This window comes from Pseudomonas sp. NBRC 111131, assembly GCF_001320525.1.
GTDB lineage: Bacteria > Pseudomonadota > Gammaproteobacteria > Pseudomonadales > Pseudomonadaceae > Aquipseudomonas > Aquipseudomonas ceruminis.
Genome location: NZ_BCBH01000004.1, coordinates 189,514 through 213,802 on the forward strand (window position 1 = coordinate 189,514; position 24,289 = coordinate 213,802).

The following is a 24,289-nucleotide window of genomic DNA, read 5'->3' on the forward strand; positions in this document are numbered from 1 at the left end:
TTTACCTTGCCTTGCAGGCGGAGTCAGGCCTGGCTGTCGCCATCGCCGACAAGCCGGCGATGGCACCCCTTCAACCGTTATTACTTGTCAGCGTGATACGCCGCGTCTGCGGCCTCGAAACGTTGCACCATCGCCTGCGTCGGGCTGCCCAGCTTGCTCACCAGCACAATGGCGATGCTGGCAAGCAAGAAGCCCGGGATGATTTCGTACAGGCCCCAGGTGTCGATCTGCTTCCACAGAATCACGGTCACCGCACCCACCACGATACCGGCCAGCGCGCCGTTACGGGTCATGCCTTTCCACAGCACCGAAATCAGTACCACCGGACCAAAGGCAGCACCGAAGCCGGCCCAGGCATAGGCCACCAGGCCCAGCACGCGGTTTTCCGGGTTGGCGGCCATGGCGATGGCGATCAGGGCCACGGCCAGTACCATCAGGCGACCCACCCACACCAGTTCGACCTGGGAGGCGTTCTTGCGCAGGAAGGCTTTGTAGAAGTCTTCGGTCAGGGCACTGGAGCACACCAGCAGCTGACAGCTGAGGGTACTCATGACCGCCGCCAGGATGGCCGACAGCAACACACCGGCAATCCAAGGGTTGAACAGGATCTTGGCCAGCTCGATGAACACACGCTCGTGGTTCTCGGTAACCGGCCCCGCCAGTTCAGGGTTCGCGGAGAAGTAGGCGATGCCGAAGAAGCCCACGGCGCAGGTACCGGCCAGGCACAGGATCATCCAGGTCATGGAGATACGGCGGGCATTGGCGATCGACTTGACCGAATCGGCAGCCATGAAGCGCGCCAGGATGTGCGGCTGGCCGAAGTAGCCCAGGCCCCAGCCCATCAGCGAAATGATGCCGATGAAGGTAGCGCCCTTGAGCATGTCGAAGTTGGCCGGGTTTTGCGCCTCAATGGCCAGCAGGGTGGTGTCGAAGCCGCCCGTGGAGATCAGCACGATGACCGGAGTGAGAATCAGCGCGAAGATCATCAGCGTGGCCTGCACGGTATCGGTCCAGCTCACGGCCAGGAAACCACCGACGAAGGTGTAGGCGATGGTCGCGGCGGCACCGGCCCAAAGGGCGGTCTCGTAAGACATGCCGAAGGTGCTTTCGAACAGGCGGGCACCGGCGACGATGCCGGAAGCGCAATAGATGGTGAAGAACACCAGGATGACGATCGCCGAGATGATCCGCAGCAGGCCACTCTTGTCTTCGAAGCGGCTAGCGAAGTAGTCCGGCAGGGTCAGCGCATCGCCGTTGTGCTCGGTCTGCACGCGCAGGCGGCCAGCGACGAACAGCCAGTTCAGGTAGGCGCCGACGGTCAGGCCAATGGCGATCCAGGCTTCGGACAGGCCGGAGAAGTAGATGGCGCCCGGCAGGCCCATCAGCAGCCAGCCACTCATGTCGGAAGCGCCGGCGGAAAGCGCGGTAACCACGCTGCCCAGGCTACGGCCGCCGAGGATGTAGTCGGAAAGGTTCTTGGTGGAGCGATAAGCCGCGAAGCCGATCAGCACCATTGCCGCGATGTAGATCACAAAGGTGATCGTGATTGGATTGCCCATGCGTGTGCCCTGGCGTTTGTTTTTATCTCATGCGCAACCGCAGCGAGACGGTTGCACCCAGGCGGCGCATCCTATGCAACAACGCAAAGCGGGTGCAACCATTTTTCATTTGCAAGTTGCACCCGCTCATGCATTTTCAGTTAATGCCGCTTTTTTGCTCCCATTTGGAGCAAAAACCGGATTTTTCAGAATAAAACTCACCGAAAACGACGCATTTCGGGGCGCGACTCCGGGCGCCCGATGAGTTGCACCTTTTCCTCGATAAAATCGGGTTGCACCTGGTTGCACCCGAATTGTCCTACAGCTACTCTTGGCGCCAGCTTAGGCCACAGCCGTGGCCAATAACGAGGATAAGAAATGGCGACGACCACCCTTGGGGTCAAACTCGATGACCCGACCCGTGAGCGACTCAAAGCAGCTGCGCAGTCCATTGACCGCACGCCGCACTGGTTGATCAAGCAAGCGATCTTCAATTACCTGGAGAAGCTCGAGGGTGGTGCCACCCTGACCGAACTCAACGGTCACGCCAGCAGCCTTGCCGATGACGCCGGCGATGTACAACCAGAGCAGGTGCATCAGTGCTTCCTGGAGTTTGCCGAAAGCATTCTGCCGCAGTCGGTACTGCGCTCGGCCATCACTGCCGCCTATCGCCGCCCCGAGCAGGAAGTGGTGCCGATGCTGCTGGAGCAGGCGCGCCTGAGCGCACCATTGGCCGAGGCGACCAACAAGATGGCCGCCGGCATCGCCGAAAAGCTGCGCAACCAAAAGAGCGCAGGCGGACGCGCAGGCATCGTTCAGGGCCTGCTGCAGGAGTTCTCGCTGTCGTCGCAGGAAGGTGTGGCGCTGATGTGCCTGGCCGAAGCCCTGCTGCGCATCCCCGACAAAGGCACCCGTGATGCCCTGATCCGCGACAAGATCAGCAACGGCAACTGGCAGCCGCACCTGGGCAACAGCCCGTCGCTGTTCGTCAACGCCGCCACCTGGGGCCTGCTGCTGACCGGCAAGCTGGTTTCCACCCATAACGAATCCGGCCTTACCTCCTCGCTCACTCGCATCATCGGCAAGAGCGGCGAGCCGATGATCCGCAAGGGTGTCGACATGGCCATGCGCCTTATGGGCGAGCAGTTCGTCACCGGCGAGACCATCGCCGAAGCCCTGGCCAACGCCAGCCGCTTCGAATCCAAGGGCTTTCGCTACTCCTACGACATGCTCGGCGAGGCCGCACTGACCGAGCACGATGCGCAGAAGTACCTCGCCTCCTACGAGCAGGCCATCCACTCGATCGGCAAGGCGTCCCATGGCCGGGGCATCTATGAAGGCCCAGGTATCTCGATCAAGCTGTCGGCACTGCACCCGCGTTACAGCCGCGCCCAGTACGAGCGCGTGATGGAAGAGCTGTACCCGCGCCTGCTGTCGCTAACCCTGCTGGCCAAACAGTACGACATCGGCCTGAACATCGACGCCGAAGAGGCGGACCGCCTGGAGCTGTCGCTCGATCTGCTCGAGCGCCTGTGCTTCGAGCCTTCGCTGGCCGGCTGGAACGGTATCGGCTTTGTCATCCAGGCCTACCAGAAGCGCTGCCCGTACGTGATCGACTACGTCATCGACCTGGCCAAGCGCAGCCGCCACCGCCTGATGATCCGCCTGGTGAAAGGCGCCTACTGGGACAGCGAAATCAAGCGCGCCCAGGTCGAAGGCCTGGAAGGCTACCCGGTCTACACCCGCAAGGTGTACACCGACGTGTCCTACGTCGCCTGTGCACGCAAGCTGCTGGCCGTGCCAGAAGCCATCTATCCACAGTTTGCCACCCACAACGCCCATACCCTGTCAGCCATCTACCACATCGCTGGCCAGAACTACTACCCGGGTCAATACGAATTCCAGTGCCTGCACGGCATGGGTGAACCGCTGTACGAACAGGTCGTAGGCAAAGTCTCCGAAGGCAAGCTGAACCGCCCGTGCCGCGTGTACGCCCCGGTCGGCACCCACGAAACCCTGCTGGCCTACCTGGTCCGCCGACTGCTGGAAAACGGCGCCAATACTTCGTTCGTCAACCGCATCGCCGACCACTCCATCTCCATCCAGGAACTGGTCGCCGACCCGGTCGCCAGCATCGAACGCATGGGCACCCAGGAAGGCAGTATCGGCCTGCCGCACCCGCGCATCCCGCTGCCGCGCGAGCTGTATGGCAGCGAGCGGGCCAACTCGGCCGGTATCGACATGGCCAACGAACACCGCCTGGCGTCGCTGTCCTGTGCCATGCTGGCTACCGCGCACAACGACTGGAAGGCCACCCCGCTGCTGGCCTGCGCCGCCAGCGAGGCGGCTGCCGCGCCGGTTCTGAACCCAGCCGACCACCGCGACGTGGTCGGCCATGTGCAGGAAGCCACTGTTGCCGACGTCGACAATGCCATCCAGTGCGCACTCAACGCTGCTCCGATCTGGCAGGCCACCCCGCCGGCAGAACGCGCCGCGATTCTCGAGCGCACCGCCGACCTGATGGAAGCCGAAATTCAGCCACTGATGGGCCTGCTCATCCGCGAAGCCGGCAAAACCTTCGCCAACGCCATCGCCGAAGTGCGCGAGGCCGTAGACTTCCTGCGCTACTACGCGGTACAGGCGCGCAACGACTTCAGCAACGACGCCCACCGTCCGCTTGGCCCGGTCGTGTGCATCAGCCCGTGGAACTTCCCGCTGGCAATCTTCACCGGCCAGGTGGCCGCCGCGTTGGCGGCCGGCAACCCGGTACTGGCCAAGCCGGCTGAACAGACCCCGTTGATCGCAGCCCAAGCCGTGCGCCTGCTGCTCGAAGCCGGGATACCCGAAGGTGTGCTGCAACTGCTGCCAGGCCGCGGCGAAACCGTCGGTGCCGGCCTGGTTGGTGACGAGCGCGTCAAGGGCGTGATGTTCACCGGCTCCACCGAAGTCGCCCGGCTGCTGCAGCGCAACGTCGCTGGCCGCCTGGACAACCAGGGCCGGCCGATCCCGCTGATCGCCGAAACCGGCGGCCAGAACGCGATGATCGTCGATTCGTCGGCGTTGACCGAGCAAGTGGTGATCGACGTCGTGTCCTCGGCCTTCGACAGTGCCGGCCAGCGTTGCTCTGCCCTGCGCGTGCTGTGCCTGCAGGAAGACTCCGCCGATCGTGTGGTGGAAATGCTCAAGGGTGCCATGGCCGAAAGCCGCCTGGGCAACCCAGACCGCCTGGCCGTGGACATCGGCCCGGTCATCGACGCCGAAGCCAAGGCAGGTATCGAGAAGCACATCCAGGGCATGCGCGAGAAAGGCCGCTCGGTCTACCAGGTGGCCATTGCCGATGCTGCCGAGGTCAAGCGCGGCACCTTCGTCATGCCGACCCTGATCGAGCTGGACAGCTTCGACGAGCTCAAGCGCGAGATCTTCGGCCCGGTGCTGCACGTGGTGCGCTACAACCGCCGCAACCTCGACCAGCTGATCGAGCAGATCAACAATTCCGGCTACGGCCTGACCCTCGGTGTGCACACCCGGATCGACGAAACCATTGCCAAGGTGGTGGAAAACGCCAATGCCGGCAACATGTACGTCAACCGCAACATCGTCGGGGCAGTGGTCGGGGTGCAGCCATTCGGTGGTGAAGGCCTGTCCGGCACCGGCCCGAAAGCCGGCGGCCCGCTGTACCTGTACCGCCTGCTCTCGACCCGCCCGGCCGACGCCATTGGCCGGCACTTCCAGCAGCAGGATGGCGAAGGCAAGCCGGACCGCACCCTGCACGAACAGCTGATCAAGCCGCTGCACAGCCTCAAGGCCTGGGCCGAGAACAACCAGCAGGCCGAACTGGCGGCACTGTGCACCCAGTTTGCCGGCCAATCGCAGAGCGGCATCGCCCGTCTGCTGCCAGGCCCGACCGGCGAGCGCAACAGCTACACCATCCTGCCACGCGAGCATGTGCTGTGCCTGGCGGATAACGAGGCTGATCTGCTGGCGCAGTTCGCTGCTGTATTGGCAGTCGGCAGCTCGGCGGTGTGGGTGGACGGCGAACCTGGCAAGACCCTGCGCGGCCGCCTGCCGAAAGAGCTGCAGGCCAAGGTCAAGCTGGTGGCGGACTGGAACAAGGATGAAGTGGCGTTCGATGCCGTGATCCACCATGGCGATTCGGACCAGCTGCGCGGCGTGTGCCAGCAGGTGGCCAAGCGCGCTGGTGCGATCGTCGGTGTGCACGGGCTGTCCAGCGGCGATCATCAGATTGCGCTGGAGCGCTTGGTGATCGAACGGGCGGTGAGTGTGAACACTGCGGCGGCGGGCGGTAACGCCAGCCTGATGACCATTGGTTGAGGCTAGGGGTTGTTGAAGAAAAGGGAGAGCTTCGGCTCTCCTTTTTTATGGGTGGTTGTCTTGGGATATGTGGCGCCTGCGAAATCAATCGCCGCCCGCGCGGCGCACCGCGAGCGAAGCTCGCATGCCTGTGGGATGTGCGCGCGAATGCCTTGGCGCATACCTCGATATCACGAAGTACGGCAAAACCACCAGATGCTCCATCCCTTAATCACCTCTGAGGCAAGTAATCCCCCAAGCCATAGCCAACTATTGATTTCCGCCATGACCATGGGGACAAGCAAAACCACCGAAATCGACGGAACAACAAAAAAAATCCTTAACGGTATCTGTGCCGCCGCCAAAAACACTACCAATCTTTGATACTTGAAAAAACCAATACATGTCACAAGAATTGAGACTTGCAAAAACAACCCGACCCAAATTAAAGCGTCCGAGCCACCCCAATTCCGTACCACCTCAAGCCCACTGTTAACATCCGACCAAAAAGGGACTGCACCCCGAGCAATACTACGCACACAGTACAGGGCAATATAAAACGCATCCATGCTCGCCCATAGCAAGAACATAAGCTGGTGTTTATTTATTTTCGTGAGCATCAATATGCCCCCTTTCGATATTCATATTCCTCGCAAGGAACAGCTGGACGCCAGCGCCAAGATTTCCCCGTAATTGCCCACTCATCATCAGCTTCCACGTAGTTTTGCGTTATCCGATTGCCCCAAAGGCAGACTGCAATCCCTCCGAAAATCGCACAGCCCAGGCAAGGTCATATTATTCTGCAATGCTTTTTCAACTACTGCACGAGCAAAAAACGGATCTTCAATATTTTCCAGGTCTTCTTTCCAAACGTCGCGCCACTCGCAAATCCTGTCCATAGAACACCTCCACAGATTTATCTCACTTTCCATCCTTGCTGTTGCAGAAGCGTTCCGTATAGCGCGTAGGAATATTCCTGTTGCGCTTACCAAGGAGATCTCGAGCAACAGCTGGCCACAGGTTCCTCATCAACCCGTCTATGCCTTTCTGAACAGGAGAATCTGTGGCTGAACATCATCTGAATCAATGATGGTGGCCATCCCCAAAAGGCCAACCTTAGACTCGGCCCAAGCCCGCCCCAGGAGCGCCCCCATGCCCGAGACCCTGCTCAGCCCCCGCAACCTCGCCTTTGAACTGTACGAAGTCCTCGACGCCGAGGCCCTGACCCAGCGCCCGCGCTTCGCCGAACACAGCCGTGAAACCTTCGACGCGGCACTGACCACGGCCCGCACCATCGCCGAGAAGTACTTCGCCCCGCACAACCGCAAGGCCGACGAGAACGAGCCGCGCTATGTGGACGGTCGCGCGGAGCTGATTGCCGAGGTCAAACCGGCGGTCGATGCCTTTCTCGAAGCCGGCTTTCTCAACGCCAACCGCGACTTCGAGGTGGGCGGCATGCAACTGCCCAGCCTGGTCTCACAAGCCTGCTTCGCCCACTTCCAAGCCGCCAACGCTGGCACCACGGCCTACCCGTTCCTGACCATGGGCGCGGCCAACCTGATCGAGAGCTTCGGCACCGAGAAACAGAAGCGTCTGTTCCTGCAGCCGATGATCGAAGGCCGCTTCTTTGGCACCATGGCCCTGACCGAACCCCATGCAGGCTCGTCGCTGGCCGACATCCGCACTCGCGCAGAACCCGCGGGCGACGGTAGCTACCGGCTCAAAGGCAACAAGATCTTCATTTCCGGCGGCGATCATGAGCTGTCGGAAAACATCGTGCACATGGTGCTGGCCAAGCTGCCCGACGCACCGCCCGGGGTGAAGGGCATTTCACTGTTCATCGTGCCCAAATACCACGTCAACCCGGACGGCAGCTGTGGCCCGCGCAACGATGTGCTGCTGGCGGGCCTGTTCCACAAGATGGGCTGGCGCGGCACCACCTCTACCGCCCTGAACTTCGGCGACAACGGCCAGTGCGTCGGCTACCTGGTGGGTCAGCCGCACCAGGGCCTGGCCTGCATGTTCCAGATGATGAACGAGGCGCGTATCGGCGTAGGTATGGGGGCGGTGATGCTCGGTTACGCCGGCTACCTGTATTCCCTGGAATATGCACGCCAGCGGCCGCAGGGCCGGCTGCCTGACAACAAGGACCCGCACAGCCCGGCAGTGCCGATCATTGGCCACGCTGACGTGAAGCGCATGCTGCTGGCGCAGAAAGCCTACGTAGAAGGTGCCTTCGACCTGGGGCTTTACGCCGCGCGACTGTTCGACGACACCCAGACCGCCGCCGACGAAAGCACCCGCGAACAGGCGCAGCAGTTGCTCGACCTGCTGACCCCGATCGTCAAATCCTGGCCTTCGGCATACTGCCTGAAGGCCAACGAGCTGGCGATTCAGATCCTCGGTGGCCACGGCTACACCCGCGAGTACCCGGTGGAGCAGTACTACCGCGACAACCGCCTGAACCCGATCCACGAGGGTACCGAGGGCATCCAGTCGCTGGACTTGCTCGGTCGCAAGCTGGCGCAGCACAACGGCGCCGGCCTCAAGCGACTGATCCGCCTGATCGCCACTACCGGGGAGCGCGCCAGCCACCACCCCAACCTCGACCCGCTGCGCCAGCCACTGGAGCAACTGGTCAACCGCCTGCAAAGCGTCACCCTGGCCCTGCTTGGCGACCTGGCCCAGGGCAAGGTTGCCGGCGCCCTGGCCAACTCGGCCCTGTACCTCAAGGCCTTCGGCCACAGCGTGATTGCTTGGCGCTGGCTGGAACAGGCGATCCATGCCGAGCTTGGCCTGCTCAAGGGCAACGCCGCAGACCGTGACTTCTACCTGGGCAAGCTGCAGGCGGCGCGTTATTTCCTGACCTGGGAAGTACCGGGCTGCCATAATGAGCTGGCATTGCTCCAGGCACGTGACGACACCTGCCTCGCCATGCAAGAGGGGTGGTTCTAGGGGGAGCCGCCACTGACTTGGAGGTTCCCACATGTTCGATTCCAGCGCCTTGCTGCGCCAGCGTTTCAACGCGCTGCGCAGCACGGCCGAGATGTTTTCCCTGCGCCATGTGAAGCAGTCGCACCAGGCGCTTTCGGTCAGGCGCAACGTAACCGAACCGCCGTTCTTCAGCCAGGACGAAGGCGCCATGCTCACGGTGCGCGTGCAGGGCGTGGAAGCCTACGCTGCCACCGCTGACCTGTCCCAGGCAGGCCTGCAGCGAGCCCTGGAACAGGCCGAAGGCTTGGCCCGGCAGATCGCTGCCAGAAGCCTGCTCGACCTGCACGAACAACCCGTGACCAGCGCCCGCCACGACCACGTTTCGCCCAACTTCGACCAGCCCTTGCCCACGCTCGCCGACTGCCTGGGCCTGCTTGCCGCCGAATCGGCAAGCGTGCCAAAGGACAGCCGGCTGGTGGACTGGCAGGCCAGCCTCGGCCAGAGCCTGGTCGAGCAGACCTACCTGAACAGCGCCGGGGCCGAGCTGCGTCACGCCCAGCGCTTTCTGTTCCCAGGCCTGAGCGTGACCGCCAGCGACGGCCGGGACAGCCAGAGCCGAAGCCTGGGCCGGGACAACTTCGGCCAACAGGGCGGTTTCGAAATCGTCGAACGTTGCGGCCTGGTCGGCGCTGCCCGCCGTGTCGCCGACCAAGCGATGCAACTGCTGCTGGCGCCCAACACCCCCAGCGGTGCGCGCGACTTGCTGCTGATGCCTGACCAGATGATGCTGCAGATCCACGAGTCCATCGGCCACCCGCTGGAGATGGACCGCATCCTCGGCGACGAGCGCAACTACGCTGGCACCAGCTTCGTCAAAGCGAGCGACTTCGGCCATTTGCAGTACGGCTCGCCACTGCTCAATGTGACGTTCGACCCAACCATCGGCGAAGAGCTGGCCAGTTACAGCTTCGATGATGATGGCACCCAGGCGAGCAAGCAGTTCCTCATCCGTGATGGCCTGCTGCTGCGCCCGCTGGGCGGTGCCCTGTCGCAGTTCCGCTCCGGCCTGGATGGTGTCGCCAACAGTCGGGCCTGCAGCTGGAACCGTGCACCGATCGACCGTATGGCCAACCTCAACATCGAGCCGGGCGATCAATCGCTGGAGCAACTGATCCAGGGTATCGAGCACGGCATCCTGATGCGTACCAACCGCTCCTGGTCCATCGACGATGCACGCAACAAGTTCCAGTTCGGCTGCGAGTGGGGCCAATTGATCGAGAACGGCGAGCTCAAAGGTGTCGTCAAGAATCCCAACTACCGTGGCATCTCCGCGCAGTTCTGGCGCAACCTGTCGGCAGTCGGCGACCGCAGTACCTTCCAGGTGCTGGGCACGCCCAACTGCGGCAAGGGCGAACCCAATCAAGTGGTGCGGGTCGGCCACGCCTCGCCGGCCTGTGTGTTTCGCCAAATCGATGTATTCGGAGGAGACGCCTGATGAAGCACGCTTTCGAAGCCTTGGTTGCGGCGGTGCGCGCCGCCCTGCAAGCGGGCGAGCAGTTCACCCTGGGCTACAGCGCAGAACAGTCGCAATTCGTGCGTTTCAACCACGCCAAGGTGCGCCAGGCCGGTGAAGTGAGCCAGGCCAGCGCACAGCTGCGGCTGGCGCGCGATGGGCGCCAGGCGGAACAGCAGGTGACCTTGAGTGGTGACGTGCAACTGGATGGCCAACGCCTGAGCGATGCGCTTGAGCAACTGCGCCAGACAATGCCGCTGCTGGCCCTCGACCCTTACCTGCGCCTGGACGAAAGTGCCTGGCACAGCCACAGCCTACAGGACCACTCCCTGCCCGAACTGGGCGAAGTACTGGCCCTGCTCGACCGTGAAGCGGGCGACCTGGACCTGGTCGGGATCTACGCCGCCGGCCCGATCTGTCGGGGTTTCGCCAGTTCGTTCGGGGCCTTTGGCTGGCACCAGGCCAACAGTTTCAACTTCGACTGGAGCCTGTTCCACGAAAATGGCCAGGCGGTGAAGGCCAACTATGCCGGCCAGCTGTGGAGCGCCGACGACTTCATCGCACGCTTGCGCCAGGCACGGGAGCAACTGGGTTTCCTCGGCCGCCCGGCAGTCACCCTCAAACCCGGCAGCTACCGCGCCTATCTGGCGCCTGCGGCCATGGACGAAATCGCCAGCATGCTGTGCTGGGGCGGTTTTTCCGCGCAGGCCCTCGCCACCGGCAACAGCGCCTTGCAACGCCTGTATAACGGCGATGCACGGTTAAGCCCGCTGGTGAGTTTCACCGAGCAGGTCAACGGCTCGCTGAGCCCGGCGTTTTCCGATGAAGGCGCACCACGCCTGGATGTGCCGTTGATCCAGCAAGGCGAGGCGCAGCAACGGTTGATCTGCGCCCGCAGTGCGGCCGAATTCGAGCTGCTGGCCAATGGCGCGGACAGCTACGAGTCGCCCTGTGCGCTGAGCGTGGCAGCGGGAAACCTGGCCAGCGCACAGGTTCTTGAGCGGCTCGGCACTGGTCTTTACATCAGCAACCTGTGGTACCTGAACTACTCTGACCTGCCGGCAGCGCGCATGACCGGGCTGACCCGGTTCGCGACCTTCTGGGTGGAAAACGGGCAGATCCAAGGGCCAGTGAGCACCATGCGCTTCGATGACAGCCTGTACAGTTTGCTGGGCAGCCAGCTGGAGGACCTGACCCAGGAGCGCGAGATGATCTTGTCGACCAGTACCTATGGCCAGCGCAGTACCGGATCGAGCCATTTGCCCGGGGCACTGGTCAAAGGTCTGACCCTGACATTGTGATTGGCATTACCGGCCCTTTCGCGGGGCAAGCCCGCTCCCACAGGGATCTCACCACATCAAAGGGCAGTGGAGATCCTGTGGGAGCGGGCTTGCCCCGCGAAGAGGCCGGCACAGACAAAAGAGGACGTCATGCCTGTGCGCACCCCGCTGGACCCTGTCACCGCCCGCTGGATCCCGTGGGTGGTGGCCATCGCCTTCTTCATGCAGTCCCTGGACGGCACCATCCTCAACACCGCCCTGCCGGCCATGGCCCGCTCGCTAGAAGAAGATCCGCTGCGCATGCAGGGCGTGATCATCGCCTACATGCTCACAGTGGCCCTGCTGATTCCCGCCTCGGGATGGATTGCTGATCGCTTCGGCACCAAGCGCATCTTCTTCAGCGCGATCTTGCTGTTCAGTTTCGGCTCACTCCTGTGCGCCGCGGCCAACAGCCTCGGTTTCCTGATCTTCGCCCGCGTCGTGCAGGGCCTGGGCGGCGCACTGATGCTGCCGGTCGGGCGCCTGGTGGTGCTGCGCGCCTACCCGCGTACCGAGCTGGTCCGGATCATGAGCTTCATCACCATCCCTGGGCTGCTTGGGCCGCTGCTTGGCCCGACGCTGGGTGGCTGGCTGGTCGAGATCCTCACTTGGCACTGGATCTTCCTGCTCAACCTGCCCGTGGGCGCGCTGGGCTGCTACGCCGTGTGGAAGTTCATCCCTGACCTGCGCGGCACCGAGCGCACCACCTTCGATGGCCCCGGCTTCATCCTGTTCGGGGCAGCGATGGTGCTGATCACCATCGCCATGGAAGGCCTGGGCGAGCTGCACCTGCCGCACTTGCGGGTCATGCTGCTGCTGTTTGCCGGCATGGCCTGCCTGGCCGCGTACTGGCTACGCGCCGGCCGCGACCCCGAGCCCCTGTTCTCACCCAGCCTGTTCCGCGTGCGCACCTTCGCCATCGGCATCCTCGGCAACCTGTTCGCGCGCTTGGGCAGTGGTGCCCTGCCCTTTCTGGTACCGCTGCTGTTGCAGGTGGCGCTGGGCTACTCGCCAGCCCAGGCGGGCATGAGCATGATTCCGCTGGCGGCAGCGGCGATGGTCGCCAAGTCGATTGCCCGGCCTCTGATCGAGCGGCTCGGCTACCGCATCATCCTCACCGGCAACACGCTGCTGCTGGGCTTGCTGTTGGCCAGCCTGGGCCTGGTCAACGAGCAGACCCCATATGCCGTGCTGCTGGTGCAACTGGCGCTGCTGGGTGCGGTGAACTCCCTGCAGTTCACCGCCATGAACACAGTGACCTTGATCGACCTCGACGACGCCAGCGCCAGCAGCGGCAACAGCCTGCTGTCGGTGGTCGCGCAGCTGTCGCTGAGCCTGGGCGTGGCGTGTGCTGGTGCACTGCTCGGCGGCTTCACCGCGGCCGGTAATGCCGATGGAGTGGAAACCACCCTGGGCGCATTCCAGCTGACCTTCGTCACCATCGGCGTCATGGCCATGCTGGCGGCGGCGATCTTCCTGCAACTGGCTCCGACGGACGGAAGGCGTGCCCGTCGTCCGGAACCGCACATGGAGTCGTAGGGCGAATGGCCATGAGGCTGGTAGACTATGCGGCATTTTTCGCTTCGCACCGCAGGCCCGCCTCGTGACCACCGAATCCACCGCTTTTGCCACTCTGCCGCTGTCCGCCGCCATGCTGGCCAACCTGGACGCCCTGGGCTACGCCTCGATGACGCCCATCCAGGCCCAGAGCCTGCCCGTCATCCTCAAGGGACAGGACCTGATTGCCCAGGCCAAGACCGGTAGCGGCAAGACCGCGGCCTTCGGCATCGGCCTGCTCAACCCGCTCAACCCGCGCTACTTCGGCTGCCAGGCGCTGGTCCTGTGCCCGACCCGCGAGCTTGCCGACCAGGTCGCCAAGGAACTGCGCCGCCTGGCGCGCGCCGAGGACAACATCAAGATCCTCACCCTGTGCGGCGGCGTTTCGCTCGGCCCGCAGATCGCCTCGCTGGAACACGGTGCGCACATCATCGTCGGCACTCCAGGCCGCATCCAGCAACACCTGGACAAGGGCACCCTGGTGCTCGACGGGCTCAATACCCTGGTACTGGATGAAGCCGACCGCATGCTCGACATGGGCTTCTTCGACGCCATCGCCAGCATCATCGGTAAAACCCCTTCGCGCCGCCAGACCCTGCTGTTCTCAGCCACCTACCCGGCTGGCATCGAGCAACTGGCCGCTGACTTCATGCGCAAGCCGCAGCAGGTCAAGGTCCAGAGCCTGCACGCCGACAACCAGATCGAGCAGCGTTTCATCGAGATCGATCCGCAGCAGCGCCTCGAAGCCGTGACTCGCGTGCTCGGCCACTACCGCCCGCAGTCCTGTGTGGCGTTCTGCTTCACCAAGCAGCAGTGCGAAGACGTGGTCGCCCACCTGACCGCCAAGGGCATCGTCGCCCAGGCTCTGCATGGCGATCTCGAGCAGCGCGACCGCGACCAGGTGCTGACCCTGTTCGCCAACCGCAGCAGCTCGGTGCTGGTGGCTACCGACGTGGCGGCCCGCGGCCTGGATATCGATGGCCTGGACATGGTCATCAACGTCGAGCTGGCCCGGGATGCCGAAATCCATGTGCATCGCGTTGGCCGTACTGGCCGCGCTGGCGAGAAAGGCATTGCCATCAGCCTCGTGGCGCCGGCTGAAGGCCATCGCGCCCAGGCCATCGAGGCACTGCAGAAAAGCCCGTTGCGCTGGGACCAGCTGGACAGTCTGAAAAACAAAGGTGGCGAGCCCCTGCTGCCAGTGATGACGACCTTGTGCATCGCGGCTGGGCGCAAGGACAAACTGCGCCCGGGTGACATCCTTGGCGCCCTCACCGGTGATGCGGGCATCCCTGGCAAGCAGGTGGGCAAGATCGCCATCTTCGACTTCCAGGCATTCGTGGCCGTGGAGCGGGCGCTGGCAAAGCAGGCCATGCAGCGTCTGAACAACGGCAAGATCAAGGGGCGCGCCCTTAAAGTCCGAATTATCTAAATACTCTTGGGGCTGCTTTGCAGCCCATTCGCGGGGCAAGCCCGCTCCCACACGTTATTCACCGCCTGCCCTGCGGCCCCTGATAGCAAGAGGTTTCCCCGTGCACACCACCGACGTGATCATCCTCGGCGCCGGCGCTGCCGGCCTGATGTGCGCCCAGCTCAGCGCCCGCCGTGGCCGCCGGGTGCTGCTGCTCGACCACGCCAACAAGCCAGGCAAGAAGATCCTCATGTCCGGCGGCGGGCGCTGCAACTTCACCAATATGTATACCGAGCCGGCCAACTTCCTCTCGCAGAACGCGCACTTCTGCAAGTCAGCCCTGGCCCGCTACACCCAGTGGGACTTCATCGAGCTGGTCGCCAAGCACGGCGTGCCGTACCACGAGAAAAAACTTGGTCAGCTGTTCTGTGACAACAAGGCCAGCGACATCCTCAACATGCTGCTGGCCGAATGCGACGCCGCCGGTGCCCAACTGCGCATGGAAACCCGCATCGAGCAGATCGAGAAAACCGAAGACGGCTACTGGTTGCAGACCAGCGCCGGCCCGTTCGCCTGCCAGTCGCTGGTGATCGCCACCGGTGGCCTGTCGATCCCGACCTTGGGCGCGACGGGGTTTGGCTACCAAGTGGCCCGGCAGTTCGGTCACACCCTGCTGCCAACCCGCGCCGGACTGGTGCCGTTCACCATCACCGAGCCCCAACTCAAGGCATTGTGCACCGAGCTGTCGGGCACCTCGCTGGACTGCACCGCCAGTTGCAAGGGCACCAGCTTCCGGGAAAACCTGCTGTTCACCCACCGCGGCCTGAGCGGGCCGGCGATCTTACAGATTTCGTCGTTCTGGGAGGCCGGCGACACCGTCGAGATCAACCTGCTGCCCGACCGTGATGCACTGGCCTGGCTGCAGCAACAGCAAAGCGAGCGCGCCAACGCTGAACTCAAGACCGTGCTGGGTGAAGTGTTCACTCGCAAGCTGGCCAACCTGCTGGCCGAGCAGTGGTTCGAGTCCAGGCCTATGAAGCAATACACCCCCGCAGAGCTGACGCGCATCGCCGAGCAACTGGCAGCCTGGCAGGTGGTACCGGCCGGCACCGAAGGCTACCGCACCGCAGAAGTGACGTTAGGCGGCGTGGATACCCGCGAAGTGTCGTCCAAGACCATGGAATCCTTGAAAAGCCCTGGGCTGTACTTCATTGGCGAGGTCCTGGACGTCACCGGCCACCTGGGCGGGTTCAATTTCCAGTGGGCCTGGGCATCGGCCAACGCTGCGGCGCAGTTCGTGTAGAGTAGAATCCATTCAGCAGCACGGAACGCTTCTTGCTGGTCCGTGCGGCAATGCATTCATTCGATTACTGCCAGCAGGCCATCATGTCATCGAGCTCGTTCCGCCATTCATTGCGTCGCCTGTGGGGCCAAGACAAGTTCAGCTACGCCATCCGCGTCACCATCGCCCTCACCGGCAGCATGGCCTGGTGCTGGTACCAGAACGAGATGAGCCTGCTCATCCCGCTGTTCCTCGGCATTATCGCCAGCGCCCTGGCCGAGACCGATGATGGCTGGCAAGGCCGCCTCAGCGCGCTGTTCGTCACCCTCGTGTGCTTCGCCATCGCCGCGCTGTCGGTGGAGCTGCTGTTCCCTTACCCCTGGGTCTTCGCCCTGTCCCTGGCCCTGGCGGCGTTCTCCCTGACCATGCTCGGCGCCTTGGGCGAACGCTACGGCGCGATCGCCTCGGCCACGCTGATCCTTTCGGTCTACACCATGATCGGCGTGGACCAGCGAGGCGGCGAAGTCACCGACTTCTGGCACGAACCCTTGCTGCTGGTGGCCGGCGCCACTTGGTACGGGCTGCTGTCGGTGTTGTGGCAGGCGCTGTTTTCCAACCAGCCGGTGCAGCAGAGCCTGGCCAGGCTGTTTTTCGAGTTGGGCACTTACCTCAAGCTCAAGGCCAGCCTGTTCGAACCGATCCGCACCCTGGATATCGAGGCCCGTCGCCTGGAGCTCGCCCAGCAAAATGGCAGGGTGGTGGCCGCGCTCAATGCCGCCAAGGAAATCATCCTGCACCGGGTCGGCAACAGCCAGCCCAACTCCAAGGTCAGCCGCTACCTCAAGCTGTACTTCCTGGCCCAGGACATCCACGAACGGGTCAGCGCCTCGCACTACCCCTACAATGCCCTGACCGAGGCCTTCTTCCACAGCGACGTGATGTTCCGCTGCCAGCGCCTGCTGCGCAAACAGGGTTCGTCCTGCCAGGAGCTGGCGCGCTCGATACGCCTGCGCCAGCCGTTTGTCCTGGCCACCGGCTTCGCTGAGGCCCTGGAAGACCTCAATGCCTCGCTGGAGCACCTGCGTATCCAGAGCAACCCGGCCTGGCGCGGCCTGTTGCGCTCGCTACGCGCCCTGGCCGCCAACCTCGCGACGCTGGACCGCCTGCTCGGTGCCGCCAGCAACCCGGACAGCCTGGCCGACGCCAGCGACAGCAGCCTGCTCGACCGTTCGCCGCGCAACCTCAAGGATGTCTGGAAGCGCCTGCGCACCCAGCTCACCCCCACCTCGCTGCTGTTCCGCCATGCGCTGCGCCTGTCGCTGGCGCTGTCGGTGGGCTACGGCATGGTGCACCTGATCCACCCGACTCAAGGCTACTGGATCATCCTTACCACGCTGTTCGTCTGCCAGCCCAACTACGGCGCCACCCGGCGCAAGCTGGTGCAGCGGATTTTCGGCACGGCCATCGGCCTGACGGTCGGCTGGGCACTGTTCGACCTGTTCCCCAACCCGCTTATCCAGTCGGCGTTCGCGGTGGTGGCCGGGGTGGTGTTCTTCGTCAACCGCACCACCCGCTATACCCTGGCCACGGCGGCAATCACGCTGATGGTGCTGTTCTGCTTCAACCAGATCGGCGATGGCTATGGCCTGTTCCTGCCGCGGCTGTTCGATACCCTGGTAGGTAGCCTGATCGCCATCCTGGCGGTATTCCTGTTCTTGCCCGACTGGCAGGGGCGGCGGCTGAACAAGGTTCTGGCCAACACCCTGGCCTGCGCCAGCGAGTACCTGCGCCAGATCATGCAACAGTATGCCCACGGCAAGCGTGATGACCTGGCCTACCGGCTGGCCCGACGCAACGCGCACAACGCCGACGCCGCGCTATCCACTACGCTGGCCAACATGCTCATGGAGCCAGGGCACTTCCGTAAGGAAGCCGACGTGGGCTTCCGCTTCCTGGTGTTGTCGCACACCTTGCTCAGCTATCTCTCAGGGCTGGGGGCACACCGGGACACGGCACTGCCAGCCGAAGTGCATGAACAGTTGATCGAGGGTGCCGGGCAGACACTGGCTGCCAGCCTTGATGAAATCGCCAACGGCTTGGCCGCGCGGCTGCCGGTGGCGATCCACAGTGACGCCGAAGAAGCCCTGGCCGCTGCCCTGGAGCAGATGCCTGAGGAGCTGGATGAGCACCAGCGCTTGGTACAGACCCAGTTGGCGCTGATCTGCAGGCAGTTAGGGCCACTGCGGACATTGGCTGGGCATTTGATCAAAGAGCCGGCGCCGGCCTGAGACACTGCGTTGCTGCACGGGCATTTGGCGGGCAACGACGCTCAGAAGCCATGCTGACGCAGTAGCCGTTGATAGCTGCCGTCTGCCTTCATGGCCGCGATGCTGCGCTCGAACCGCTCGACGATCTGCTGATGTTCCGGGTGCTTGAGGCTCACCATGATGTGCAAGGTGTTTTCACTCAGGGGTGGCTCGACCAACACCACCGCCTCGCGCACCTGCTCGGGCTCGCGCTGCAGGTTGTAAAGCGCCACGTATTCATCCTCCACCGCCAGGTTCACCCGGCCTGCCGCCAGCATGCGTACTGCCGACGAAAAGTTGCGCACCGGCACCTTGTGCAGGCGGTTGTCGCCATCGAACTCAGGGGAGTAGGCGTAATCCCGCACCACGGCAATGCTGTAGGGATACAAGTCCGACTGGCGCCTGTAGCGCACCGTGTCGCCCTTGCGCTGCAGCAGGCGAATGCGGTTACTCAGGTAGGCGTTGGAAAACTGACCGATGCTGGCCCGCGAATCGTTGTACCAGGCGTTGATCAGCACGTCGTAGCGCCCTTTGCTCACGCCCTGCAGCGCCCGTGCCCAGGGCGCCTCTTCGAAGACACTCGTGTAGCCGGCGCGCGCCAGCGCCGTGGTGACGATGCTGGTTGCCAGGCCGCCGCCCGGCATACTGACATCGGTGAACGGTGGCCAGCTGTCTGCTACCAACCGCAGCCTGTCGCGCCCAGGGGCGGGCGTTGCCAGCATCATTGCCAGTAAACCCAGTACACAAAGCACTGGCCGCATGCTCGAGTCCTTCTGCGATGGAGTGCGCACACTGTGAAGTGGTCTTGTCTGCAACTGCCGATGAGATTACACAAAGCGCTTGTGCAGGGCAGCGGCCAATAGTGTCATTTAGCCTCTATTTTGGCCGAGGCGCCTACCTCATGCGATGATCGACGTCCCATTCAAGGAGTTCACCCATGTCCATCGACTGGCTATGCAAACACCACACCGACCTCAGCAAGGACCAGCTCTACGCCATTTTGCAATTGCGCACCGAGGTCTTCGTGGTCGAGCAGCGCTGCGCGTACCAGGAAGTGGATGGCCAGGACTTGAAGGGCGATACCCTGCATCTGATGGCCTGGCAGGATGACAAGCTGGTGGCTTACCTGCGCCTGCTCGACCCGCAATCCCAAGGGGGTGAGGTGGTCATCGGGCGCGTGGTGACCTCACCCGCGGCGCGCGGGCTGAAGCTGGGGCACCCGTTGCTGCTCAAAGGGCTGGAAGCTGCGCAACATTGCTGGCCGGGGGTGCCAGTTTACTTGTCGGCGCAGGCGCATCTGCAAGGGTTCTATGCCCGTCATGGGTTTGAAGTGGTGGGTGAGCAATACCTGGAAGACGACATTGCGCACATTGGAATGCGTAAGGGCTGAGCGCGCCGGGAGCGCGTTGCGCCCCTTTCGCGACACCCGATTGTTCACGGATACCCCAGTACTTCCCGGATCCGCCGCAGATTCTGGATGATCCACTGCTTGTCGATAGCGCCCCAGTCATGGATGCGATAATGCCCGGCATGGTTACGCGCACCTTCCTGTTGCTCGAACTCGCAGACGATGTCCAGGTCTGCCAAGGCGGCAATGGTGTCCTGCGCCGTGCGCCGTGGCATGCCGGTGGCCTCCATCAACGCGGGCACGCTGGTGGCAGTCTGGCTGTCGATCAGCCAGGCCACATACAGGCGGCGATAGAAACTGCTCTTGGTCTTGCTCACATCCATGCTGCTTGGTCCTTACAGATTACCTGGCAGCTCCCGATAGGTCAGGTACACGCGCAGGTCGAATTCCAGTTGGTGGTAGTCCGGCTCCATGTGCTGGCAGAGCTGGTAGAACGCTTTGTTGTGATCGCGCTCACGCAGGTGTGCCAGTTCGTGCACCACGATCATGCGTAGAAACTGCGGCGCCGCGTCCTTGAACAATGACGCGATGCGGATTTCCTTCTTCGCCTTGAGGTTGCCACCCTGCACCCGCGACACCGCAGTGTTGAGCCCCAGTGCTCGGTGCGTGAGGTCCAGGCGGTTGTCGAACAGCACCTTGTCCAGGCTTGGCGCACTGCGCAGGTATTGCTGGCGCAGCGCCTGGGCATAGCTGTACAGCGCCTTGTCGCTCTGCACGTCATGTCGCCCGGGGTATCGACGCTGCAGATAGTCGCCCAGGCGGTCGCTGTCGATCATCTGGCGCACCTGTTCCTGCAGATGCGGCGGGTAGGCTTGCAAATAGCGTAATACGGTCATGGCACGGCGGTCGGCGTAACAAAAGCCGATTCTAGCCAATCACGGACGCGGCCAGGAAAAAAATGCCGGAAAGCCGCTGGCGTCGGCAGCGGTCATCGGGTGGGCGACCAGAAACCCCTGCACATAGGTACACCCATTGGCCTTGAGCCAGGCCGCCTGAGCCTGGGTCTCCACCCCCTCGGCGATGACCGTTATGCCATAGGCCTCACACAGGCCCATGACACTGCGCACCAACGCAGCGTCCGCCGCCGAGCTGGGCAGGCGCGCCACCAGGTGCCGGTCCAGCTTCAAGGTGTCGATCGGCAGGTCGCGCAGCATGCGTAGCGAGCAGTCGCCAGCGCCAAAATCGTCCAGCGCTACGCGCACACCCAGCGCACGCAGGCGGTGGACCTGCTTGATCGCCGCGTCGATGTTGTACATCAGCGACGTCTCTGCCACTTCGACCTCCAGTTGCGCCGGGTCGAGCTGGTAGTCATGAATCACCCGCTGCAGCTCCTCGGCCAGGCCAGGCAGGGTGAATTGCGCACGGCTCAGGCTGATGGCGACTACCAGGGATGGGGGAAAGCGCTGCCGCCAGGCCTGGCGCTGCGCCGCACTCTGGCGATAGATCCAGCCGGCCAGGCGATTGATCAGCCGTGCCTCCTCCAGCAACGGAATGAACAACCCTGGGGGCACATCACCGACGCTGGGGTGCTGCCAGCGCAGCAACGCCTCAAAGCCCCGCAGTTGCCCGTCGGCAATGCCGACCTGGGGTTGATAGACCAGGCTGAAGTCGTTGGCCGCGACAGCATTGCGTACGCTGTCTTCGAGCATCAAGCGCGAACGCGCCCGGCCGTTGAGCTCCTGATCATAGAAACGGTATTGCTGGCGCCCGGCTTGTTTGGCGGCATACATGGCCGCATCAGCCGCTCGCAGCATGCCTTCGACCGTGGCGCCGCAGTCCGGGTAGGTGGCAATACCAATGCTGACGCCCAGGCAGATATCCAGGCCCTCCACCTGTTGCTGGACAGACACGCGCTCGAGCAACTGCTCGGCAAAGCGCCCGGCTTGCTCAGGGTAAGGCAGGCTGTCGAACAGTGCGGTGAACTCGTCACCGCCCATGCGTGCAAGCAACGCCTCATTGCCAAGGCAGTCCTTGATCTGTTCGGCCACCCATCGCAACACGCGGTCACCCGCCTCGTGACCCAACGAGTCGTTGATCCGTTTGAACCCGTCCAGGTCCATGTACATCAAGGCCTGGGCCTTGTCCGAGCGTTCGTTGCGCAGCAGCACGCCTTCTGCTGCCTGATAGAAACCGCGCCGGTTCAGCAAGCCGGTAAGAGGGTCGGTCACCGCCTGGTATTCGAGCTGCTGGTGCAGGTTGCGCACCACCGACATGTCCAGCACGGTCACCACCATGGCCTTCTGATCGGCGGGCAGAGGCGCGCAGGACAGTGCCACCGGCACCAGATGGCCGCCCTTGGTGCGTAGATGAGCATCGTGTACCCGGAAGATTCGCCGCCCGAGGTACGCCTGATAAAAGTCGGATTCGTTCCACAGGGTTGCGTTGGGCAGTTGCACCAGCTCGAGCAGATCAACGCCCTGCAGCAACTCGACCGGCGCTTCCAGTAGCCGTGAGATGGCTGGGTTGGCAAAGCTGATGGTACCGCACGCGTCGACCACCAGGATGCCTTCGGCGGCATTCTCCAGGATCGAGGCATTGAAGGCCCTGGCAGCCTCAAGCTCGCCAGTGAGTTGCTGCAGCATGCGCCGGTTACGCTGCTGATCCAGCTGGGCTTGCACCTTGGGCTTGAGGATGTGCGGATCGAAAGGCTTGAACAGGTAGTCCACCGCGCCACTGGCATACCCCTTCAGCACGGCGGCGTCTGACTGTTCGTTGGCAGTGAGAAAGATGATCGGGGTCAGCCGTGTACGTTGGCTGCCGCGCATCAGCCGGGCGACCTCGAAGCCATCCATTTCGGGCATCTGTACGTCCAGCAGGACCAGGTCGACATCGTGTGCGAGCAAAGCGGCCAAGGCTTCCTTCCCAGAGCTGGCCGTTAGCACCTGCCAATTTTCGCGCGCCAGCAAGGCGCGCATACTAATGAGGTTTTCGGGGTAATCGTCTACCACCAAAAGAACCGAGTGGCCATCTGGTGGTTGAGGGTAAGCGCCATCCATGCTGCTTCTCTTGTGTGACCAACTTCAACTTGCAGGTGAATCCGATTAACACTCTAGACTCGAGGTTGCAACACGCAATGCAATCAGAACGCTATCAATGGATTAATCCAGGATAGTCGACCAGCGGTCGTGTACTGTTCCGGCGGCCATAAAAAAACCCGCATTTCTGCGGGTTTTCAGGGCTGCCAGTGGCTCAGTTGACCTTGGCGGCCAGCTCACCTTTCAGGTAACGCTGGAACATGCCTTCCAGGGAGATCGGCTTGATCTTCGAGGCATTGCCGGCGGTGCCGAAGGCTTCGTAACGGGCGATGCACACGTCACGCATGGCTTTTACGGTTTCACCGAAGAACTTGCGCGGGTCGAACTCGCTCGGGTTCTGCGCCATCAGGCGGCGCATGGCGCCGGTGGAGGCCAGGCGCAGGTCGGTGTCGATGTTGACCTTACGCACGCCGTGCTTGATGCCTTCGACGATTTCTTCAACCGGTACGCCGTAGGTCTCTTTGATGTCACCGCCGTACTGGTTGATGATCGCCAGCCACTCTTGTGGTACCGAGGAAGAACCGTGCATCACCAGGTGGGTGTTGGGGATACGCTTGTGGATTTCCTTGATGCGGTCGATTGCCAGCACGTCACCGGTAGGCGGCTTGGTGAACTTGTAGGCACCGTGGCTGGTACCGATGGCAATGGCCAGGGCGTCGACCTGGGTCTTCTTGACGAAGTCGGCGGCTTCTTCCGGGTCGGTCAGCATCTGGCTGTGGTCCAGCACGCCTTCGGCGCCGATACCGTCTTCTTCACCGGCCATGCCGGTTTCCAGGGAACCCAGGCAGCCCAGTTCGCCTTCCACCGATACGCCACAGGCGTGCGCCATGGCAACGGTCTGTTGGGTAACGCGGACGTTGTACTCGTAGTCGGTCGGGGTCTTGCCGTCTTCGCCCAGCGAGCCGTCCATCATCACCGAGCTGAAGCCCAGCTGAATGGAGCGCTGGCAGACGTCAGGGCTGGTGCCGTGGTCCTGGTGCATGCACACCGGGATGTGCGGGAATTCTTCGATGGCGGCCAGGATCAGGTGGCGCAGGAACGGCGCACCAGCGTATTTGCGGGCGCCGGCCGAGGCCTGGACGATCACTGGGGAGTCGGTCTTGTCGGCCGCTTCCATGATGGCGCGCATCTGCTCGAGGTTGTTGACGTTGAAAGCCGGAACGCCGTAACCGAACTCGGCGGCGTGGTCCAGCATCTGGCGCATGCTAATGAGTGCCATTGTGTATCTCTCTCCCGACAAGCGTCGTTTGTTTCGTGCAAGCCTGCCGCAGGGGCGGTTGCTGTTCAAGTAGTGTGGGCCACCAGCGCGGCCCGGCCAGTCACGGTGCCTTGCAGCCCCGCCCAATCAGATCGTTGGTTGCCACCCAGTACACCAGGCCTTCATCGCCCTTGGTATGGAAGGCCAGCACGCTGTCGCTGTACATCGCGCCCGAGGCGCTCGGCTCCGCCTTGAGCCGGTAGACCTGGTCACCGCCCCCCAGGCGCACGTCGACCGAGTCCTGTTGCGCGTCAGCGAAGCGCCAGAGCACTTCGGCCTGGCTGTCACAGACCCAGCGGGTCCAGTTGTCTGCAGGGGCGGGTTGCGCCGGCTGCAGCAGCGAGCATCCTGCCAGTGTCGCCAGGGCCATCGCGGCCATCAGCGCTTTCATTAAATTACTCCGATAGGGGCTGCTTT

The 24,289-nt window shown here is 63.1% G+C and carries 19 protein-coding genes; 10 read left to right on the forward strand and 9 right to left on the reverse strand.

Going from position 1 to position 24,289, the window contains the following annotated elements; all coding sequences use genetic code 11:
* Window positions 1-80 precede the first annotated feature (80 nt).
* A complete protein-coding gene (gene putP / locus APH34_RS06060; RefSeq protein ID WP_054900275.1) occupies window positions 81-1,559 on the reverse strand; it encodes a sodium/proline symporter PutP in 1,479 nt (492 codons plus the stop codon).
* Here putP and APH34_RS29195 point away from each other — a divergent pair.
* Window positions 1,558-1,803, forward strand: a complete 246-nt coding sequence (locus APH34_RS29195) for a hypothetical protein (protein ID WP_156358066.1) — start codon at window positions 1,558-1,560, stop codon at window positions 1,801-1,803. The two genes, putP and APH34_RS29195, sit on opposite strands and share 2 nt — an antisense overlap.
* A 113-nt stretch (window positions 1,804-1,916) precedes the next feature.
* Window positions 1,917-5,870 carry a trifunctional transcriptional regulator/proline dehydrogenase/L-glutamate gamma-semialdehyde dehydrogenase gene (gene putA / locus APH34_RS06065; protein WP_054900276.1) on the forward strand — a complete coding sequence of 1,318 codons (3,954 nt, stop codon included), beginning with the start codon at window positions 1,917-1,919 and terminating at the stop codon, window positions 5,868-5,870.
* A 170-nt stretch (window positions 5,871-6,040) separates the two neighbouring features.
* Here putA and APH34_RS06070 read toward each other — a convergent pair whose 3' ends face one another.
* Window positions 6,041-6,469 carry a hypothetical protein gene (locus APH34_RS06070; RefSeq protein WP_256215533.1) on the reverse strand — a complete coding sequence of 143 codons (429 nt, stop codon included), beginning with the start codon at window positions 6,467-6,469 and terminating at the stop codon, window positions 6,041-6,043.
* A gap of 87 nt (window positions 6,470-6,556) precedes the next feature.
* Window positions 6,557-6,748 carry a hypothetical protein gene (locus APH34_RS29200; RefSeq protein ID WP_156358067.1) on the reverse strand — a complete coding sequence of 64 codons (192 nt, stop codon included), beginning with the start codon at window positions 6,746-6,748 and terminating at the stop codon, window positions 6,557-6,559.
* A 253-nt stretch (window positions 6,749-7,001) separates the two neighbouring features.
* Here APH34_RS29200 and APH34_RS06075 point away from each other — a divergent pair, with 253 nt between their 5' ends.
* From APH34_RS06075 to yccS, 7 genes are all read left to right on the forward strand, one after another.
* Window positions 7,002-8,804 (forward strand): acyl-CoA dehydrogenase, encoded by a 1,803-nt coding sequence (locus tag APH34_RS06075; RefSeq protein WP_054900278.1) that lies wholly within the window; start codon window positions 7,002-7,004, stop codon window positions 8,802-8,804.
* A gap of 31 nt (window positions 8,805-8,835) precedes the next feature.
* The gene (locus tag APH34_RS06080) at window positions 8,836-10,278 is read left to right on the forward strand and encodes a TldD/PmbA family protein (protein WP_054900279.1); all 1,443 of its coding nucleotides are present in this window, start codon (window positions 8,836-8,838) and stop codon (window positions 10,276-10,278) included.
* The gene (locus APH34_RS06085) at window positions 10,278-11,597 is read left to right on the forward strand and encodes a TldD/PmbA family protein (RefSeq protein WP_054900280.1); all 1,320 of its coding nucleotides are present in this window, start codon (window positions 10,278-10,280) and stop codon (window positions 11,595-11,597) included. The genes APH34_RS06080 and APH34_RS06085 overlap by 1 nt, the downstream gene beginning before the upstream one ends.
* Before the next feature lie 129 nt (window positions 11,598-11,726).
* Window positions 11,727-13,154: a multidrug transporter subunit MdtD gene (mdtD, locus tag APH34_RS06090; RefSeq protein WP_054900281.1), complete on the forward strand. Its 1,428-nt coding sequence runs from the start codon at window positions 11,727-11,729 to the stop codon at window positions 13,152-13,154.
* 112 nt (window positions 13,155-13,266) lie between these two features.
* The gene (dbpA, locus tag APH34_RS06095) at window positions 13,267-14,604 is read left to right on the forward strand and encodes an ATP-dependent RNA helicase DbpA (protein WP_232963978.1); all 1,338 of its coding nucleotides are present in this window, start codon (window positions 13,267-13,269) and stop codon (window positions 14,602-14,604) included.
* 100 nt (window positions 14,605-14,704) lie between these two features.
* The gene (locus APH34_RS06100) at window positions 14,705-15,886 is read left to right on the forward strand and encodes an NAD(P)/FAD-dependent oxidoreductase (RefSeq protein ID WP_054900283.1); all 1,182 of its coding nucleotides are present in this window, start codon (window positions 14,705-14,707) and stop codon (window positions 15,884-15,886) included.
* An 83-nt stretch (window positions 15,887-15,969) separates the two neighbouring features.
* Window positions 15,970-18,153, forward strand: coding sequence for a YccS family putative transporter (gene yccS / locus APH34_RS06105; RefSeq protein WP_054900386.1), 2,184 nt, complete (start codon window positions 15,970-15,972; stop codon window positions 18,151-18,153).
* A 41-nt stretch (window positions 18,154-18,194) separates the two neighbouring features.
* Here yccS and APH34_RS06110 read toward each other — a convergent pair whose 3' ends face one another.
* Entirely contained in the window at window positions 18,195-18,932 is a 738-nt protein-coding gene (locus APH34_RS06110; RefSeq protein WP_054900284.1) for an ABC transporter substrate-binding protein, read from the reverse strand.
* Window positions 18,933-19,108: 176 nt separating this feature from the next.
* On the opposite strand from APH34_RS06110, the gene APH34_RS06115 reads away from it, so the two are divergent.
* Window positions 19,109-19,561 (forward strand): GNAT family N-acetyltransferase, encoded by a 453-nt coding sequence (locus APH34_RS06115; RefSeq protein ID WP_054900285.1) that lies wholly within the window; start codon window positions 19,109-19,111, stop codon window positions 19,559-19,561.
* A gap of 44 nt (window positions 19,562-19,605) precedes the next feature.
* On the opposite strand, the gene APH34_RS06120 is transcribed toward APH34_RS06115, so the two are convergent.
* The 5 genes from APH34_RS06120 to APH34_RS06140 all read right to left on the reverse strand — a co-directional run bounded on the left by APH34_RS06120 (window position 19,606) and on the right by APH34_RS06140 (window position 24,263).
* Window positions 19,606-19,902 (reverse strand): helix-turn-helix domain-containing protein, encoded by a 297-nt coding sequence (locus APH34_RS06120; protein WP_054900286.1) that lies wholly within the window; start codon window positions 19,900-19,902, stop codon window positions 19,606-19,608.
* Between the two features lie 12 nt (window positions 19,903-19,914).
* Entirely contained in the window at window positions 19,915-20,415 is a 501-nt protein-coding gene (locus APH34_RS06125) for a M48 family metallopeptidase (protein WP_054900287.1), read from the reverse strand.
* Window positions 20,416-20,454: 39 nt separating this feature from the next.
* Complete coding sequence (locus APH34_RS06130) at window positions 20,455-22,575, reverse strand: bifunctional diguanylate cyclase/phosphodiesterase (protein ID WP_054900288.1); 2,121 nt, start codon at window positions 22,573-22,575, stop codon at window positions 20,455-20,457.
* Between the two features lie 193 nt (window positions 22,576-22,768).
* Entirely contained in the window at window positions 22,769-23,833 is a 1,065-nt protein-coding gene (fba, locus tag APH34_RS06135; protein ID WP_008093958.1) for a class II fructose-bisphosphate aldolase, read from the reverse strand.
* Window positions 23,834-23,933: 100 nt separating this feature from the next.
* Window positions 23,934-24,263 carry an MliC family protein gene (locus APH34_RS06140; protein ID WP_054900289.1) on the reverse strand — a complete coding sequence of 110 codons (330 nt, stop codon included), beginning with the start codon at window positions 24,261-24,263 and terminating at the stop codon, window positions 23,934-23,936.
* Window positions 24,264-24,289: the final 26 nt, after the last annotated feature.

Excerpts from the sequence above, each read along its gene's own strand:
- APH34_RS29195 (WP_156358066.1), top strand. The coding sequence starts at position 1,558 with ATGCGTGTGCCCTGGCGTTTGTTTTTATCTCATGCGCAACCGCAGCGA.
- putP (WP_054900275.1), bottom strand. The coding sequence starts at position 1,559 with ATGGGCAATCCAATCACGATCACCTTTGTGATCTACATCGCGGCAATG.
- putA (WP_054900276.1), top strand. The coding sequence starts at position 1,917 with ATGGCGACGACCACCCTTGGGGTCAAACTCGATGACCCGACCCGTGAG.
- APH34_RS06070 (WP_256215533.1), bottom strand. The coding sequence starts at position 6,469 with ATGCTCACGAAAATAAATAAACACCAGCTTATGTTCTTGCTATGGGCG.
- APH34_RS29200 (WP_156358067.1), bottom strand. The coding sequence starts at position 6,748 with ATGGACAGGATTTGCGAGTGGCGCGACGTTTGGAAAGAAGACCTGGAA.
- APH34_RS06075 (WP_054900278.1), top strand. The coding sequence starts at position 7,002 with ATGCCCGAGACCCTGCTCAGCCCCCGCAACCTCGCCTTTGAACTGTAC.
- APH34_RS06080 (WP_054900279.1), top strand. The coding sequence starts at position 8,836 with ATGTTCGATTCCAGCGCCTTGCTGCGCCAGCGTTTCAACGCGCTGCGC.
- APH34_RS06085 (WP_054900280.1), top strand. The coding sequence starts at position 10,278 with ATGAAGCACGCTTTCGAAGCCTTGGTTGCGGCGGTGCGCGCCGCCCTG.
- mdtD (WP_054900281.1), top strand. The coding sequence starts at position 11,727 with ATGCCTGTGCGCACCCCGCTGGACCCTGTCACCGCCCGCTGGATCCCG.
- dbpA (WP_232963978.1), top strand. The coding sequence starts at position 13,267 with ATGCTGGCCAACCTGGACGCCCTGGGCTACGCCTCGATGACGCCCATC.
- yccS (WP_054900386.1), top strand. The coding sequence starts at position 15,970 with ATGTCATCGAGCTCGTTCCGCCATTCATTGCGTCGCCTGTGGGGCCAA.
- APH34_RS06110 (WP_054900284.1), bottom strand. The coding sequence starts at position 18,932 with ATGCGGCCAGTGCTTTGTGTACTGGGTTTACTGGCAATGATGCTGGCA.
- APH34_RS06115 (WP_054900285.1), top strand. The coding sequence starts at position 19,109 with ATGTCCATCGACTGGCTATGCAAACACCACACCGACCTCAGCAAGGAC.
- APH34_RS06120 (WP_054900286.1), bottom strand. The coding sequence starts at position 19,902 with ATGGATGTGAGCAAGACCAAGAGCAGTTTCTATCGCCGCCTGTATGTG.
- APH34_RS06125 (WP_054900287.1), bottom strand. The coding sequence starts at position 20,415 with ATGACCGTATTACGCTATTTGCAAGCCTACCCGCCGCATCTGCAGGAA.
- APH34_RS06130 (WP_054900288.1), bottom strand. The coding sequence starts at position 22,575 with ATGGATGGCGCTTACCCTCAACCACCAGATGGCCACTCGGTTCTTTTG.
- fba (WP_008093958.1), bottom strand. The coding sequence starts at position 23,833 with ATGGCACTCATTAGCATGCGCCAGATGCTGGACCACGCCGCCGAGTTC.
- APH34_RS06140 (WP_054900289.1), bottom strand. The coding sequence starts at position 24,263 with ATGAAAGCGCTGATGGCCGCGATGGCCCTGGCGACACTGGCAGGATGC.